This is a genomic window from Geodermatophilus pulveris (genome assembly GCF_900188375.1).
GTDB classification, from domain to species: Bacteria; Actinomycetota; Actinomycetes; order Mycobacteriales; family Geodermatophilaceae; genus Geodermatophilus; species Geodermatophilus pulveris.
Genome location: NZ_FZOO01000009.1, coordinates 67,697 through 83,081, shown reverse-complemented (window position 1 = coordinate 83,081; position 15,385 = coordinate 67,697). Strand labels below are relative to the sequence as shown.

The 15,385-nt window shown below is 74.7% G+C and carries 16 protein-coding genes; 8 read left to right on the top strand and 8 right to left on the bottom strand.

What is annotated here, in order from left to right:
- Positions 1-26: 26 nt before the first annotated feature.
- From CHB98_RS17080 to CHB98_RS17060, 5 genes are all read right to left on the bottom strand, one after another.
- Positions 27-470: a rhodanese-like domain-containing protein gene (locus CHB98_RS17080; protein ID WP_089306797.1), complete on the bottom strand. Its 444-nt coding sequence runs from the start codon at positions 468-470 to the stop codon at positions 27-29.
- Positions 467-1,681: an MFS transporter gene (locus tag CHB98_RS17075; protein WP_089306796.1), complete on the bottom strand. Its 1,215-nt coding sequence runs from the start codon at positions 1,679-1,681 to the stop codon at positions 467-469. The genes CHB98_RS17080 and CHB98_RS17075 overlap by 4 nt, the downstream gene beginning before the upstream one ends.
- Before the next feature lie 154 nt (positions 1,682-1,835).
- Positions 1,836-3,650: a phosphoenolpyruvate carboxykinase (GTP) gene (locus tag CHB98_RS17070; protein WP_089306795.1), complete on the bottom strand. Its 1,815-nt coding sequence runs from the start codon at positions 3,648-3,650 to the stop codon at positions 1,836-1,838.
- Positions 3,651-3,856: 206 nt separating this feature from the next.
- The gene (locus CHB98_RS17065; RefSeq protein WP_089306794.1) at positions 3,857-4,393 is read right to left on the bottom strand and encodes an SRPBCC family protein; all 537 of its coding nucleotides are present in this window, start codon (positions 4,391-4,393) and stop codon (positions 3,857-3,859) included.
- Complete coding sequence (locus CHB98_RS17060; protein WP_342744043.1) at positions 4,390-4,707, bottom strand: ArsR/SmtB family transcription factor; 318 nt, start codon at positions 4,705-4,707, stop codon at positions 4,390-4,392. The genes CHB98_RS17065 and CHB98_RS17060 overlap by 4 nt, the downstream gene beginning before the upstream one ends.
- Positions 4,708-4,792: 85 nt before the next feature.
- On the opposite strand from CHB98_RS17060, the gene CHB98_RS17055 reads away from it, so the two are divergent.
- The 3 genes from CHB98_RS17055 to CHB98_RS17045 all read left to right on the top strand — a co-directional run bounded on the left by CHB98_RS17055 (position 4,793) and on the right by CHB98_RS17045 (position 6,420).
- Positions 4,793-5,056, top strand: coding sequence for a hypothetical protein (locus CHB98_RS17055; RefSeq protein WP_245821297.1), 264 nt, complete (start codon positions 4,793-4,795; stop codon positions 5,054-5,056).
- A gap of 70 nt (positions 5,057-5,126) precedes the next feature.
- Positions 5,127-5,369: an acyl carrier protein gene (locus CHB98_RS17050; protein ID WP_089306792.1), complete on the top strand. Its 243-nt coding sequence runs from the start codon at positions 5,127-5,129 to the stop codon at positions 5,367-5,369.
- A gap of 88 nt (positions 5,370-5,457) precedes the next feature.
- A complete protein-coding gene (locus CHB98_RS17045; protein ID WP_089306888.1) occupies positions 5,458-6,420 on the top strand; it encodes an NAD(P)H-dependent flavin oxidoreductase in 963 nt (320 codons plus the stop codon).
- 120 nt (positions 6,421-6,540) lie between these two features.
- On the opposite strand, the gene CHB98_RS17040 is transcribed toward CHB98_RS17045, so the two are convergent.
- A complete protein-coding gene (locus CHB98_RS17040; RefSeq protein WP_089306791.1) occupies positions 6,541-6,918 on the bottom strand; it encodes an FKBP-type peptidyl-prolyl cis-trans isomerase in 378 nt (125 codons plus the stop codon).
- A gap of 90 nt (positions 6,919-7,008) precedes the next feature.
- Between CHB98_RS17040 and CHB98_RS17035 the strand changes: the two genes are divergently transcribed.
- Positions 7,009-7,398: a VOC family protein gene (locus CHB98_RS17035; RefSeq protein ID WP_089306790.1), complete on the top strand. Its 390-nt coding sequence runs from the start codon at positions 7,009-7,011 to the stop codon at positions 7,396-7,398.
- On the opposite strand, the gene CHB98_RS17030 is transcribed toward CHB98_RS17035, so the two are convergent.
- Entirely contained in the window at positions 7,326-8,132 is an 807-nt protein-coding gene (locus CHB98_RS17030; protein ID WP_245821295.1) for an SDR family NAD(P)-dependent oxidoreductase, read from the bottom strand. The two genes, CHB98_RS17035 and CHB98_RS17030, sit on opposite strands and share 73 nt — an antisense overlap.
- Positions 8,133-8,190: 58 nt before the next feature.
- Between CHB98_RS17030 and CHB98_RS17025 the strand changes: the two genes are divergently transcribed.
- From CHB98_RS17025 to CHB98_RS17010, 4 genes are all read left to right on the top strand, one after another.
- Positions 8,191-9,897: a glycoside hydrolase family 13 protein gene (locus CHB98_RS17025; RefSeq protein WP_089306789.1), complete on the top strand. Its 1,707-nt coding sequence runs from the start codon at positions 8,191-8,193 to the stop codon at positions 9,895-9,897.
- Between the two features lie 81 nt (positions 9,898-9,978).
- Positions 9,979-11,373: an ABC transporter substrate-binding protein gene (locus CHB98_RS17020; protein WP_089306788.1), complete on the top strand. Its 1,395-nt coding sequence runs from the start codon at positions 9,979-9,981 to the stop codon at positions 11,371-11,373.
- Positions 11,374-11,375: 2 nt separating this feature from the next.
- On the top strand, positions 11,376-12,308 hold the full coding sequence (locus CHB98_RS17015) for a carbohydrate ABC transporter permease (protein WP_089306787.1): 933 nt from the start codon (positions 11,376-11,378) through the stop codon (positions 12,306-12,308).
- Positions 12,308-13,258, top strand: coding sequence for a carbohydrate ABC transporter permease (locus CHB98_RS17010; RefSeq protein WP_218822405.1), 951 nt, complete (start codon positions 12,308-12,310; stop codon positions 13,256-13,258). The genes CHB98_RS17015 and CHB98_RS17010 overlap by 1 nt, the downstream gene beginning before the upstream one ends.
- 12 nt (positions 13,259-13,270) lie before the next feature.
- On the opposite strand, the gene CHB98_RS17005 is transcribed toward CHB98_RS17010, so the two are convergent.
- Entirely contained in the window at positions 13,271-15,286 is a 2,016-nt protein-coding gene (locus CHB98_RS17005; RefSeq protein ID WP_089306786.1) for an acetoacetate--CoA ligase, read from the bottom strand.
- Positions 15,287-15,385 lie beyond the last annotated feature (99 nt).

The following is a 15,385-nucleotide window of genomic DNA, read 5'->3' as shown; positions in this document are numbered from 1 at the left end:
GCCGCCGGCGGCGGGGCGGGAGCGGGTCAGGTGCCGTCCCGGGTCGTGGGCAGCCCGGCCGCGGCCCAGGCCTGGTAGCCGCCGACGACGTCGGTGGCCCGGTGCAGGCCCAGCGCGCGCAGCGAGTCGGCGGCCAGGCTGGAGGCGTAGCCCTCGTTGCACAGCACGACGACCTCGACGTCGTGATCGGTGGCCTGCGGCAGCCGGGCGTCGCTGGCCGGGTCCAGCCGCCACTCGAGCACGTTGCGCTCGACGACCAGCGCGCCGGGCACCTCGCCGTCGGCCTGCCGCTGGGCGACCGGCCGGGTGTCGACCAGGAGGGCGCCGGCGGCCACCCGCGCGGCCGCCTCCGCCGGCTCCAGGCGGTGCAGCCGGCCGCGGGCCTCCTCGAGCACCTCGTCGACCGGGCGGGGCCGGCTCACCGGGCCGTCGCTCGTCGTGCCGTCGCTCGTCGTGCCGTCGCCGCTCATCGGGCCATCGCCGGCTCGGCGGCGTGCTCGGCGGGCACGTGCAGCAGCCGCTGGCCGGCGGCGACGACCACGGTGGCCACCGCGGCCGCGACGGTGGCGACCAGGAAGGCGCTGTTGGCCCCGACGGAGTCGACCAGCTTGCCGGCGGCCGAGGAGCCGAGCGCCACCCCGAGGCCGAGCGCGGTGCCGATCCAGGTGAACGCCTCGGTGGTGGCCGAGCGCGGCACGAGCACCTCGGCCAGGGTGAAGGAGCTGATCAGCGACGGCGAGACGGCCAGGCCGGCGACCACGACGAACGGGATCATCAGCCAGATGTCGCCCACCAGGGCCAGCGGCAGGCTGAGCACCGTGAGCACCGCGAGGGCGACGACCAGCCGGTGCCGCAGCGGGTGCCGCCAGTGCACGCTGCCCCACCCGATGCCGCTGGCCATGGACCCGAGCGCGAGCGCGGCGATGAGGACGCCGGACAGCGCCATCGCGTCCTGCTCGTCGGCGTAGGCGACCAGCGCGATCTCCAGGCTGCCCAGCACCGCGCCCACCGCGGCCCCGACGACGAACAGCACCCGCAGCCCCGGCGTGCGGATCGCCGCGGGGCCGGTGCGGGCGGCGTGCCCGTGCGGCGGCGGCTCGGTGCGGCCCTGCGCGGCGAACAGCAGGCTTCCGACGACGGCCAGGACGAAGGCGGTGACCACGCCGGAGGTGGCGTGCCCGGTGGTGGACAGGACGGTGACCAGCACCGGGCCGACGATGAAGACGAACTCGTCGACCACCGACTCCATCGCCAGCGCCGTGGGCAGCCGGTGCGTGCCGCGCAGCAGGTGGGTCCAGCGCACCCGGATCATCGAGGCGACGGGCGGGATGCAGGCGCCGGCCAGCCCGGCGGAGGCGAAGACGGTCCACAGCGGCCAGTCGTCCTTGACCGCGGGCAGGAACACGCAGCCGGCGACGACGAACAGGGCCAGCACCGGCAGCAGCGTGCGGCGCTGGCCGTGGGTGTCCGCCCAGCGCCCCAGCAGCGGGCCGGAGATGGCCGTCGTGACCGCCCCGGTCGCGGCGACCGCCCCGCCCAGCCCGTAGCTGCCGGTCTCCGAGGCGATCAGCAGGACCGAGCCCAGCCCCACCATCGACAGCGGCAGCCGCCCGACGAACGCGGCCAGCACCATCGGCACCGCGTGCGGCGTGCGGAGCACGTGGAGGTACGGATTGAGCACGGGGGACCTGTCGTCTCGGGCGGAGGGGGTCACCGGTTCGACCTGTCACGCTAACCGACGGTGGCGATCGGGGCCCGACGGCGGCCGGAGCCCCTCCCCGCCCCGCGCACGCCCGCGGCGGGCCCCCAGCGGGGGCCCGCCGCGGGGACGCCGTTCAGGAGAGCCGGTGCTCCAGGATGGCGAGCTCGTCCCACATGGTGCTGGGCAGCTTGTCGCCGAACTTCTCGAACCACTCGTGGATCTGCGGCAGCTCGGCGCGCCACTCCTCCTTGTCGACGACGAGCGCCGCCTCCACCTGCTCGCGGCTCATGTCCAGACCGGAGACGTCCAGCGAGTCCGGCGTCGGCACGTGCCCGACGGCGGTCTCCTCGGCCGCCGCGGTGCCCTCGAGCCGCTCGACGACCCACTTGAGCACCCGGCTGTTCTCCCCGAAGCCCGGCCACAGGAAGCCGCCGTCGGCGTCCCGACGGAACCAGTTGACGTAGAAGATCTTCGGCAGCTTGGCGGCGTCGTGCTGCTTGCCGGTCTCCACCCAGTGCCCGACGTAGTCCGCGGCGTGGTAGCCGATGAAGGGCAGCATCGCGAACGGGTCGCGGCGGACGACGCCGACGGCGCCGGTGGCCGCGGCCGTGGTCTCCGAGGACAGCGTCGCGCCCATGAACACGCCGTGGTTCCAGTCCCGCGCCTCGGTCACCAGCGGGATCGTCGTCTTGCGGCGGCCGCCGAAGAGGATGGCCGAGATCGGCACGCCCTGCGGGTCGGAGTACTCCGGCGCCAGGATCGGGCACTGGGTGATCGGCGTGCAGAAGCGGCTGTTCGGGTGGCTGGAGGGCTCGTCGCTGTCCGGCGTCCAGTCCTGGTGCTTCCAGCTGGTGAGGTGCGCCGGCGGCTCGTCGGTCATCCCCTCCCACCAGATGTCGCCGTCGTCGGTGAGCGCGACGTTGGTGAACACCGAGTTGCCCCGGTCGATCGTGCGCATGGCGTTGGGGTTGGTGTCCCAGCCGGTGCCCGGGGCGACGCCGAACAGCCCGTACTCGGGGTTGAGCGCGTAGAGCCGGCCGTCCTCGCCGAAGCGCATCCAGGCGATGTCGTCGCCGAGGGTCTCGACCCGCCAGCCGGGGATGGTCGGCTCCAGCATGGCCAGGTTCGTCTTGCCGCACGCGCTCGGGAAGGCCGCCGCGACGTAGTAGGTCTTCTGCTGCGGGCTGACCAGCTTGAGGATCAGCATGTGCTCGGCGAGCCAGCCCTCGTCGCGGGCCATGACCGAGGCGATGCGCAGCGAGTAGCACTTCTTGCCCAGCAGCGCGTTGCCGCCGTAGCCGGAGCCGTAGGACCAGATCATGCGCTCCTCGGGGAAGTGCACGATGTACTTGGTGTCGCTGCACGGCCACGGGACGTCGGCCTGGCCCTCGTCCAGCGGGGCGCCCAGGGAGTGCATCGCCGGCACGAACGGCCGGTCCTCACCCATCGCCTCGAGGATGTGCGACCCGATGCGCGCCATGACCCGCATGGAGACCACGACGTACTCCGAGTCGGTGATCTCCACGCCGAACATCGGGTTCTCGGCCTCGACCGGGCCCATGCAGAACGGGATGACGTACATCGTCCGGCCGCGCATGCACCCGCGGTACAGCTCGGTCATGACCGACTTCATCTCCGCCGGGTCCATCCAGTTGTTGGTGGGACCGGCGTCGGCCTCGTCGACCGAGCAGATGAAGGTGCGGTCCTCGACGCGGGCGACGTCGCTGGGGTCCGAGGCGCACCAGAAGGAGTTGGGCTTCTTCTCCAGGCGGGTGAAGGTGCCGGCGTCGACCAACTGCCGGGTGAGCCGCTCCCACTCCTCGTCGCTCCCGTCGACCCACACGACCCGCTCGGGGGCGGTCAGCTCGGCCATCTCGCGCACCCAGGCGAGCAGCCGGGCGTGGGTGGTCGGGGCGTTGTCGAGACCGGGGGTGGCCACGGAAGTCACGGCGTCTCCATCCTCTGGGTACACCGGTCGGGGGACCGCCGGCGCTGGGGCTCGTGCTGCTCAGCTGTCGTCGGTACCGCCCGACGCCCGGGGCGCCGACGGCGGTGCCGGGGTCCGGAAAGCGTACAAGCGGGGAACACGAGTGTAACCGTGAGGGATGTTACGTATAGGACGTCTACCTCGCGGGCCGGCCGGGGGGAGGCTGCTCAGGCCTCCGCCGACGTGCCGTAGACGGGCCCGGCGACGCCGGTGGCGAAGGTGTCCCAGTCCCCCGGCGCGGGGCGCCCGCCGACCTCGGCGTCGAGCTTGTCCAGGTACCAGTGCCAGCCGGCCGCGTAGTCCGTGACGTCGGCGTCGGCGGGGAAGGACTGGACGAAGCGGAGCACGGTCGCGCCGTCCTCGGACGACAGGTCCAGGTCCACCCGCCAGGTGGCGACGTCCTCCTGCACCCACTCGACCACCAGCCGCCGGGGCGGGTCGCACGCGACGATCCGCATGGGCTCGCCGGCCGGCTGCGACTGCTCGTGGATCATCGTGAAGGTGCCGGTGCCGCCGGGGCGCCGCTCGCCGTCGTAGGTGCCCATCCAGCGGGCCAGCCGGTCGGGCTCGGTGAGCGCCGCCCACACGTCCTCCACCGGGTCGGGCCAGGAGCGGCGGAACTCCAGTCGCTGCCGGCCGTCGTCCCCGGTGGTGACGACGCCGCGGCGGGCCATGGCGTCCTGGACGGCGTCGTGACCGGTCATGGGGTCCCTCTCCTCCTCCGGGCCCGCCGGCCGCGGGCCATCTCGGTGTCCAGTGCGTCCAGCCGCCGGGCCCACAGGTCGCGGTAGGGCGCCAGCCAGTCGTCGAGCTCCCGCAGCGGGCGCGGGTCCAGGGCGTAGAGCCGCCGCCGGCCCTGGACCCGGCTGCGGACCAGGCCGGCCTCGCGCAGCACGCGCAGGTGCCGGCTGATCGCCGGGCGGCTGACCGGGAAGCGCGCGGCGAGCTCCCCGGCGGCCAGCTCCCCGGGGACGAGCAGCCCGAGCAGCGCCCGCCGGGTCGGGTCCGCGAGTGCCACGAGCGCCTCCACGTCGCATGCGTAACACATGGGTTACGCGTCTGGCGAGGGGTTGGCGCGCGGCGCTCCCGGGCACGACGGGTCCATGAGCGTCACCGACCCCGACGTCCCCGATCCGCTGAACGACCCGCGCACCACCCAGGCCGACCCCGGCGCCCACGGGCAGGGCGAGGACCTCGCCTCGACCCAGGACGACCCCTCGGCCACCGGCGAGGACGAGCTCACCGCCGGTCGGGACGCCGCCGACGACGCCGGCGGCGGGGACGTCGCCGGGACGGCCATCGTGGAGGACGAGGGGTTCGGCCCGCCCGTGGCCGGCGGGGCGTTCTCGGAGGCCCCGAACACCTGAGCGGCCGTTTCGGCCGCCGCGGACCGGGCAACCCCGTGACCCCACGAGTCCGCGTGCGAGGAGGCACAGCATGGCCACCGGTGAGACAGGCTTCGAGGACGTCACCTACGACCTCATCTCGGTGCAGTACCACTCGCTCAAGGCCGGGCACGACTACGGCCAGTACGTCCGCGACGCGGAGAACGCCGGGCTGCAGGACGTCGCCGGCTTCTTCCGCGAGGTGATGGAGCAGGACAGCGCGCGGGCGCGCCGCTGCCACGAGTTCCTCCGCCAGATCTCCGGCACCGAGCAGGGCGGCCCCGCGACGCAGTAGGAGGACCTCCCTGCCCCCCGCCGCTCGCAGGCTCGCGGCGGGCCCCTGCAGGGAGGCCGTTCCAGCAGGCAACGGCATAGTGGGCGGCGTGATCCGGACGCCGCTCACCCGCAGGTTCGACCTGACCGCACCGGTCGTCGGGGCCCCGATGGCCGGTGTGGCCGGCGGCGCGCTGGCCCGCGCCGTCTCCCTCGGCGGCGGGCTGGGGATGATCGGCGTCGGCAACGCCGCCGAGCCGGGCTTCGTGGCCGAGCAGGCCGCCGTCCCGGCCGCCGACGCCCTGCCGTTCGGCATCGGTCTCATGGCCTGGGCGCTCACCGACCGGCCGGGCCTGCTCGACGCCGCCGTGGCCGCGGGCCCGGTGCTGGTGTCGGTGTCCTTCGGCGACGTCGCCCCGGCCGCCCGGCTGCTGCACGAAGCCGGCATCGCCGTCGTCACCCAGGTCAACACCGCCGACGACGCCCGCCGCGCGCTGGACGCCGGCGTCGACCTGCTGGTCGCCCAGGGCACCGAGGCCGGCGGGCACACCGGGCAGCGCGCCACGCTGCCGCTGCTGCAGGAGGTGCTGGCCCTGGCCGACCGCCCGGTGCTGGCCGCCGGGGGGATCGCCACCGGGGCCGGGGTGGCCGCCGCGCTGGCGGCCGGGGCCGCCGGGGTGTGGATCGGCACCCCGCTGCTGGCCTGCCCCGAGGCGCTGAACTCCCCCGCCGCCCGCGCCCGCGTGTGCGCGGCCGCCGGCGAGGACACCGTGCTCACCCGCGCCTTCGACGTCGCGCAGGGGCTGGCCTGGCCGGAGCGCTGGCCGGGCCGCGCCCTGGTCAACGACTTCAGCCGCGAGTGGCACGGCCGGGAGGCCGAGCTGGCCGCCGACCCGGACGCCCGGCGCCGGGTGGTCGACGCGCGGCGGACCGGTGACCTGTCCGCCGCGCCGCTCTACGCCGGGGAGTCCGTCGGGCTGGTCACCGCCGAGCGGCCGGCGGCCGACGTCGTCCAACAGTTGGCGGCCGACGCCGAGCGGGCGCTGCGGGCGGTGGCGGACCTGCTGGCCTGACACACCGCTGTGTGGCCGCGAGGAGCGGGGCCCGGAGGGTCCCCGACGGATGGGCCGGATGGGCTCAACGCCGGCCGGGGACGGCTCGTGGCCGCGGTGTCGGCCGGGAGGCCGACCGTGTCATCGCACGCCCATGAGGTCGACGACGAACACCAGCGTGGCGCCGGGCTCGATGACGCCACCGGCACCGCGCTCGCCGTAGGCCTTGTGCGCCGGGATGGTCAGCCGTCGACGGCCGCCCACCCGCATGCCGGCGATGCCCTCGTCCCACCCCTGGATGACCATGCCGACCCCGAGGCGGAACTCCAGCGGGTCGCCGCGGTCCCAGGAGGCGTCGAACTGCTCGCCGCCGTCGTGGGTGACGCCGACGTAGTGGGCGCTCACCAGGTCGCCGGCCTTGGCCTCCGGGCCGTCGCCGACGGTGATGTCCTCGATGACCAGGTCGTCGGGGGCGGGGCCGGTCGGCGGCTCGACGTCGGGGCGGGCGGGGTCGGTCATCGGTTCTCCTGGGGTCGGTGCCGGGTGGGTCGTCGCACCCATCCAAACAGCGGTTCCGCGGGGTCGTCGACCGGGCTACGGTCCGGCGGCGTGATCGACCACCTCGGCCTGCAGGCCGCCGACGTCCCCGCCGCCGTCGCCTTCTACACCACGGTCTTCGCCCCGGCCGGCCTGCGGGAGGCGATGCGCTACGAGACGCCGGGCGGGCCGGTCGTCGGCCTGGCCGGACCCGACGGCCACCCGCAGCTGTGGCTCAGCCCGCTCGCCGAGGGCACCGAGCGCCCGGTGCACCTGGCGCTCGCGGTGCCGTCCCGGGCGGCGGTGGACGAGGTGTTCTCCCTGGCTCGCGACCACGGCGCCGAGGTGCTGCACGAGCCGCGGGTGTGGCCGGAGTACCACCCCGGCTACTACGGCGTCTTCCTGCGCGACCCGGACGGCAACAACGTGGAGGCGGTGCACCACACCCTGCCCGGGCACTGATCAGCGGCCGCCGGCGACGTCGAGCAGGCTGCCGGTGCGGTAGCCGGCGTCGTCGCCGAGCAGCCACACGACGGCGCCGCGACCTCCTCGGCGCGACCGGCCCGGCCCATCGGCACGGTCGGTCCCACCCGTGCCACCCGGTCGGGCTGGCCCCCGCTGGCGTGGATCTCCGTCTCGATGATCCCGGGCCGCACGACGTTGACCCGGACCCCCTCGGCAACGGCCCCCTGCAGGGTCCCGCCGCGAGCCGGCGAGTGGCGGGGGTCCTCCCGGTACTCGCCGGGCGACCCCAGCCGGCTGGCGGCCGAGGAGACCAGCACGACCGACCCGCCGGCGCCGCCGTGCCGGGTGGACATCCGGCGCACCGCCTCCCGGCAGCACAGCACGGCGCCCAGTACGTTGACGGCCAGCACCCGCTGCACCCGCTCGGCGGTGAGCTCGTCCACCCGCGCCCGCGCGCCCACGATGCCCGCGTTGGCGACCAGCCCGGTGACCGGCCCGAGGCGCTCGGCGGCGGCGAACGCGGCGAGGACGTCGTCCTCGACCGAGACGTCCGCGCGGACGGCGACCGCGGCACGCCCGGCGGCCTCGACCTCGGCGACGACGCCGTCGGCCGCGGCGGCGTCGTCCCGGAACGTCAGGGCCACCGGCCAGCCGGCCGCCGCGGCGGCCCGGACGGTGGCCGCGCCGATGCCGCGGCTCCCGCCGGTCACGAGCACGACACCGGGGGGCACGGTCGGGGACCGTAGCGGACCGGGTGCGCCGCCGTCGCGGGCGTGCTGGGCTGGCCGCATGCCGTCCGAGCAGCCCCCGTGGTGGACCCGCGCCGTCGTCTACCAGGTCTACCCGCGTTCCTTCCAGGACTCCGACGGCGACGGGATCGGTGACCTCGGCGGCGTCCTGCAGCGGCTGGACCACCTCGCCGACCTCGGCGTCGACGTCGTCTGGCTGTCGCCGGTGTACCCCTCGCCGCAGGCCGACAACGGCTACGACATCAGCGACTACCAGGGCGTCGACCCGCTGTTCGGCACCCTCGAGCAGCTCGACGAGCTCGTCGCGCAGCTGCACGCGCGCGGCATGCGGCTGCTCATGGACCTGGTGGTCAACCACACCAGTGACGCCCACCCGTGGTTCGTCGAGTCCCGCTCGTCGCCGGACTCCCCGAAGCGGGACTGGTACTGGTGGCGGCCCCCGCGGGCGGGGATGGCGGCCGGGCAGCCCGGCGCCGAGCCGACGAACTGGCACTCCTTCTTCTCCGGTCCGACGTGGGAGCTCGACGAGGCCAGCGGCGAGTACTACCTGCACCTGTTCGACCGCCGCCAGCCGGACCTCAACTGGGAGAACCCGGAGGTCCGCCAGGCGGTCTACGCGATGATGCGGTGGTGGCTCGACCGGGGGGTCGACGGGTTCCGCATGGACGTCATCAACCTGATCAGCAAGGACGTCGGCCCGGACGGCGAGCTGCACGACGGCCCGCCGGTCCCCGGGCTGCCCTACGGCGACGCGTCGTCCTCGGTGGTCTGCGGGCCGCGGATCCACGAGTTCCTGCAGGAGATGCACCGCGAGGTCTACGGCGCCTCCCGGGACCGGCTGCTGCTGGTCGGCGAGATGCCCGGGGTGACCGTGGAGGAGGCCCGCCTGTTCACCGACCCGGCCCGCGGCGAGGTGGACATGGTCTTCCAGTTCGAGCACGTGCAGCTGGACTACGAGGGCTCGAAGTTCTCCCCGCGACCGCTGCGGATGGCCGACCTGAAGGCCTCCTTCGGCCGCTGGCAGGCCGGGCTGGCCGACGTGGGCTGGAACAGCCTGTACTGGGACAACCACGACCAGCCGCGGGCGGTCTCCCGCTTCGGCGACGACTCACCGCGCTCCCGGCGGGACTCCGCGACCTGCCTGGCCACCCTGCTGCACCTGCACCGCGGGACGCCCTACGTCTACCAGGGCGAGGAGCTGGGGATGGCCAACGCCCCGTTCACCAGCATCGACGACTTCCGGGACGTCGAGTCCCTCAACCACTTCGCCCAGGCCGTCGCGCACGGCGAGGACCCCCGGGCGGTGCTGGCCGCGCTGCGCCGGATGGGCCGGGACAACGCGCGGACGCCGGTGCAGTGGGACTCCTCCGCCCACGCCGGCTTCACCACCGGGACGCCGTGGATCCCGGTCAACCCCGACCACGCGGAGTGGAACGCCGCCGCCCAGCGCGAGGACCCCGCCTCGGTGTTCGCACACCACCGGCGGCTGGTCGCGCTGCGGCACGACGACCCGGTGGTGGCCTTCGGCGACTTCACCATGCTGCTGCCCGGGCACGAGGAGCTGTACGCCTTCACCCGCAGCCTGGACGGCGACACGCTGCTCGTCGTGTGCAACCTCGGCGGGCGGGAGCACCCGCTGGGTGAGCTGCTGCCGGAGGCGGTCGGCGCCGGACTCGTGCTCGGCAACCTGCCCGAGGCGGACCCCGCCGTCCTGCGCCCGTGGGAGGCCCGGGTGCTGCGCACCTGACCCGGCTCCGGGCGCACGCCGGGTGATCAGCCGCTACTGTCCGGACTCCGGCGAGGGGGCCGGTCACCGCGAGGAGGCTCGATGGGCGCGACGAGGCGACGGGTCAGGGCGGCGGTGGCGGCGGTCGGCGTCGGCGTGCTGGTCGCCGGCTGCGGGTCGGGCGACTCCGGCGGCGGCGAGGACGGCGGCCCGCTGACCGTGTGGACCCTGGAGAACCTGCCCGACCGGGTGGCCGCGCAGGAGGAGATCGCCGCCGCGTTCACCGAGAGCAGCGGCGTCGAGGTCGAGCTGGTCGCCGTCGACCCCAACCAGTTCAACCAGCTGCTCACCTCCTCGGCCGCCGCCGGTGAGCTGCCCGACGTCGTGGGCGCCCTGCCGCTGGCCGGCGTGCAGCTGCTGGCGACCAACGAGCTGCTCGACCCCGACGCCGCCGCCTCGGTCATCGAGGGGCTGGGCGCCGACACGTTCTCCGAGCGGGCCCTGGAGCTGACCCGCGACGGCGACACCCAGCTCGCCGTCCCCAGCGACGGCTGGGCGCAGCTGCTGGTCTACCGCCAGGACCTGTTCGAGGCCGCGGGGCTCGCGCCACCGGAGACCTACGAGGACATCCTGGCCGCGGCGCAGGCGCTGGACACCCCCGAGCGGGCCGGCTTCGTCGGGGCCACGGTGCCCAACGACGCCTTCACCCAGCAGACCTTCGAGCACCTCGCCCTGGGCAACGGCTGCGAGCTGGTGGACGACGGCGGCGAGGTCACCCTGGACAGCGACGCGTGCGTGGCGTCCTTCGAGTTCTACGACCGGCTGATCAGCGACCACTCGGTGGCCGGGGCGCAGGACGTCGACACCACCCGCGCGGCCTACTTCGCCGGGCAGGCGGCCATGGTCGTGTGGTCGTCGTTCATCCTCGACGAGATGGCCGGCCTGCGGGCCGACGCGGCGCCCACCTGCCCCGAGTGCGCCGGGAACCCGGCCTTCCTGGCGGAGAACAGCGGCGTGGTGACCGCCATCTCCGGCCCGGACGGTGACGGGGCGGCCCAGTTCGGCGAGATCGTCTCCTGGGCGGTGACCGCGGACGCGTCCAGCGCCGCGGCCGACTTCGTCACCTACATGCTCGAGGACGGCTACGAGCAGTGGCTGGGCTTCTCCCCCGAGGGCAAGGTGCCCACCCGGTCGGGCACCGCCGAGGAGCCGACGCGGTTCATCGACGCCTGGGCCACGCTGCCGGCCGGCGTGGACACCAAGGCGCCGCTGTCGGACCTCTACTCCCCCGAGGTCCTCGAGGCGGTGCGCACCGCGCCGGACACCATCTCGCCGTGGGGCATCCCGCAGGGGCAGGGCGCCCTGGTCGGGGCCGCCCTGGGCGAGCTGCCCGTCCCGCAGGCCATCGCCGCGATGACCGGCGGCGAGGTCGACCCGCCCGGGGCGGCGCAGCAGGCGGCCGACGCGCTGCGCGAGATCGCCGCCTCGCTGGAGTGAGCGTGTCGTCGTCCCCCCGGGCCGCGCAGCCGGAGCGGGCCGGCCGCGGGACGCTGCGGTGGCGCGAGGCACGGACGGGGCTGGCCCTCATCTCGCCGACCGTCGTCCTCGTGCTGGTGCTCGTGGTGCTGCCCATCCTGTGGACGGTGCTGCTGGCCTTCCAGGACCTGCGGCTGATCCGGCTGCGCAGCGCCGGGCTGTTCGGGGACCTCACGGTCGAGAACTTCGCCGACGTGTTCGGCTCCCCCGGCTTCTGGCAGGCCCTGGTCACCACGCTGGTCTACGCCGGGTGCGGCACGGCGGCGTCCGTCGGGCTCGGGCTGGTGGCGGCGCTCGCGCTGCGCCGGCCCTTCCGGGGGCGGACGTTCGTCCGCGCGTCGCTGCTGCTGCCCTACGTGGCGCCGGTCGTGGCCGCCACCTTCGTCTGGGGCGTGATGCTCAACCCCCAGTTCGGCATCGTGAACGAGGTCGGCACCGGCGTGCTCGGCTGGGACGAGCCGATCCCCTTCCTGACCGAGCGGCCGACCGCGCTGGCCACCGTCATCGTCTTCGAGATGTGGCGGTCCTTCCCGTTCGCCTTCCTCTTCCTCACCGCCCGGCTGCAGGCGGCGCCGGCCTCCCTCGAGGAGGCCGCGCGGGTGGACGGCGCGACGCCGACGCAGGTGTTCCGGCACATCACGCTGCCCCAGCTGATGCCGACGATCGCGGTGCTGGCGCTGCTCCGCTTCATCTGGACGTTCAACAACTTCGACGACATCTACCTGCTCACCGGCGGCGGGGCCGGCACCGAGGTCATCAGCGTGCGGGTCTTCGACTACCTGGTCAGCCGCGGGGACATCGGCGCGGCGTCCGCGCAGGCGCTGGTCCTGTCCGTCGTGCTGCTGGTCCTGGTCACGGTGTACTACCGCTTCGCGGCGAAGGACGAGGTGGCCTGATGACCCGCATGGTGACGGCGCCTGCGGAGACGCCGGCGGCCGCGGCCGACACCCGCCCGTCCCGGGCCCCCACCGGGCGGGGCTGGTCGCGCACCACGGTGGAGACCCGGGTGCTCGGCGTGCTGCGCTGGGTGGTGATCGTGGGGCTGGCGCTGTTCACGCTGTTCCCCTTCTACTACATGGTGCTGCTGTCGCTGCGGGACCTGAGCTCGCTGCTGCAGGACCCCGGACGGCTGTGGCCGGCACTGTCGGAGCTGACGGCCGACACCTACCGCGACGTCCTCGCCCCCACCGCGTCCGGCGGGCAGGGCTTCCTGCGGTTCATGCTGAACAGCGGTCTGGTCGCGCTCGGCACGGTCGCGGTGACGCTGGTCTTCGCCGTCCTGGGCAGCTACGCCATCGCCCGGTTGCGCTTCCCCGGCCGCCGGCGGGTCAGCGTGCTGTTCCTCGCCGTCTACCTGTTCCCGAGCATCCTGCTCGCCGTCCCGCTGTTCGTGTTCTTCACCCGGCTCGGGCTGCGCGGGGCCCTGGCCCCGCTGGTGCTGGTGTACGTGTCCCAGACGATCGCGGTCGCCATCTACACGCTGCGCAACTACTTCCAGACCGTGCCGGCCAGCATCGAGGAGGCCGCGGCCGTGGACGGCGCCACCCGGCTCACCGTCATGCGGCGGATCACCCTGCCGCTGGCGATGCCGGCGATCCTGTCCAACGCGCTGTTCGTCTTCATGATCGCGTGGAACGAGTTCCTGTTCGCCCTGCTGTTCCTCGTGGAGGTGCGGCCGCGCTGGACGGTGTCCCTGGGGCTGTCCCAGCTCGCGGGCAGCATCGAGATCCCGACGACCGTGCTCATGGCCGGGTCGGTGATCCTGACGCTGCCGATCGTCGTGCTGTTCTTCGCCACCGAGCGGCTGCTCACCGGCGGGCTGACCGCCGGCGCCGAGAAGGGCTGAGCCCGGCCCGGCTCAGCGGGCGCTGCGCTCCCGGGCCAGCCGCACGTAGTGCTCCACCGCCGCGGGGTCGTCCACGGCGCCGACGTTGACCGCCTTCGCCGGGTCGACGCCCTGGAACAGCCGCTTGAGCGGGACCTCCAGCCGCTTGCCGGTGCGGGTGTGCGGCACCGCCGGGACGACGAGCACCTCGTCGGGCACGTGCCGCGGGCTGGCCTGGGAGCGGATGGCGGCCCGGATGCGGGCCGCCAGCTCCTCGGTCAGCTCCGCGCCGTCGGCCAGCTGCACGAACAGCGGCATCCAGTAGCCGCCGTCGGGCTGCTCGACGCCGAGGACGACGCAGTCGCGCACCTCCGGGACGGACTCCACGGCGGCGTAGATGTCGGCGGTCCCCATCCGGACGCCGCCGCGGTTGAGCGTGGAGTCCGACCGGCCGGTGATGACGCAGGTGCCGCGCTCGGTGACCTCCAGCCAGTCGCCGTGCCGCCACACCCCCGGCCAGGGCTCGAAGTAGGCCTCCCGGTAGCGGGAGCCGTCGGGGTCGGCCCAGAAGTACAGCGGCATCGACGGCATCGGCTCGGTGATGACCAGCTCGCCGAGCTCGCCGGTGACCGGGCGACCGTCGGCGTCCCACGCGGCCGCCGCGACGCCCAGCATCGGCCGCTGCAGCTCCCCGGCGGTCACGGGCACCAGCAGGGTGGAGCCGACGAACCCGGTGGCCACGTCGGTGCCGCCGGAGATCGAGCCGAGGAACACGTCCGGCTCCACCGCCTCGTACACCCAGGCGAAGGACGACGCCGGCAGCGGGGAGCCGGTGACGCCGATGGTGCGCAGCGCCGACAGGTCGTGGGTGTCCCGCGGCCGCACGCCGGCCTTCTCGCAGGCCATGAGGTAGCCGGGGCTGGTGCCCAGGTAGGTGAGCCGGGTGCGCTCGGCGAGGTCGAACAGCGCGGCGGCCGACGGGTACGTCGGGGCGCCGTCGTGGACCACCACGGTGGCGCCGCGCAGCAGCGCGCACAGGCTGATGTTCCACATGATCCAGGCGGTGGAGGCGTACCAGGAGAAGCGGTCGCCGGGGCCGACGTCGGCGTGCAGGCCCAGCTGCTTGTGCTGCTCGAGGGTGACCCCGCCGTGGCCGTGCACGATGCCCTTGGGCAGCCCGGTGGTGCCCGAGGAGTAGACGATCCACAGCGGGGCGTCGAAGGGCAGCTGCTCGCACACCGGCTCCTGCGCGTCCCCGACCGCCTCCGCCCAGGCCAGCACCTCATCGGACCTCGCGCCCTCGGGCACCTCGCCGGGGTGCAGCCGGGGGACGGCGATCGTCGTCCGGACGGTGGGCAGCGCCGCCCGGAGCTCGGCGACGACGTCGCGCCGGTCGAACTCCCGGCCGTTCCAGCGGTAGCCGTCGACGGCGACCAGCACGGTGGGCTCGATCTGCGCAAAGCGGTCCAGCACGCTGCGGGTGCCGAAGTCCGGGGCGCAGGAGGACCACACCGCGCCGACCGCCGCGGCGCCGAGGCAGGCGACGACCGCCTCGGGCACGTTGGGCAGGTAGCCGGCCACCCGGTCGCCGCGCTGCACCCCGAGCCGGCGCAGCGTGGCGGCGAAGGCGCCCACCTGCCCGCGCAGCTCCGCCCAGCTCAGCTCGACCGGGCCGGTGTCCTCGGCGACGCCGACCAGCGCCGGGGCGGCCGGGTCGACCGTGCCGTCGGCCGGGTGCCGCAGGGCCTGCTCGGCGAAGTTGACCGTCGTGCCGGGGAACCACTCCGCACCCGGCATCCCGCGGCGGGTGAGCACCCGGTCGTCGGGGACGCCGGGCAGCACGCCGGACCAGTCGGCCACCTCGGCCCAGAACTGGTCGAGGTGTGCCACCGACCACCGCCAGACGGCGTCGTAGTCGGCGGGGTCGCCGAGGTCGATGCCGCGCCGGGCGGACACCCGGTCGGCGAACTGGGCGAGGCGGGTGGCCCGGATCGACTCCGGTGTGGGCCGCCAGAGGACCGGCGGCCCGGCGGGCGTGTCAGTGCTCACACCGGCACCCTGCCATCCCCGCCGGCACAGGACACGACGCCGTGTGCACGAACCGTCCTCCCGCGGGCCGCCGGACCGCGGTGGGTGCACGAACCGCTC

Bases quoted from the DNA above. Each gene is read 5' to 3' on its own strand.
- CHB98_RS17020 (WP_089306788.1), top strand. From the start codon at position 9,979: ATGGGCGCGACGAGGCGACGGGTCAGGGCGGCGGTGGCGGCGGTCGGC.
- CHB98_RS17080 (WP_089306797.1), bottom strand. From the start codon at position 470: ATGAGCGGCGACGGCACGACGAGCGACGGCACGACGAGCGACGGCCCG.
- CHB98_RS17040 (WP_089306791.1), bottom strand. From the start codon at position 6,918: ATGACCGACCCCGCCCGCCCCGACGTCGAGCCGCCGACCGGCCCCGCC.
- CHB98_RS17050 (WP_089306792.1), top strand. From the start codon at position 5,127: ATGGCCACCGGTGAGACAGGCTTCGAGGACGTCACCTACGACCTCATC.
- CHB98_RS17025 (WP_089306789.1), top strand. From the start codon at position 8,191: ATGCCGTCCGAGCAGCCCCCGTGGTGGACCCGCGCCGTCGTCTACCAG.
- CHB98_RS17055 (WP_245821297.1), top strand. From the start codon at position 4,793: ATGAGCGTCACCGACCCCGACGTCCCCGATCCGCTGAACGACCCGCGC.
- CHB98_RS17065 (WP_089306794.1), bottom strand. From the start codon at position 4,393: ATGACCGGTCACGACGCCGTCCAGGACGCCATGGCCCGCCGCGGCGTC.
- CHB98_RS17010 (WP_218822405.1), top strand. From the start codon at position 12,308: ATGACCCGCATGGTGACGGCGCCTGCGGAGACGCCGGCGGCCGCGGCC.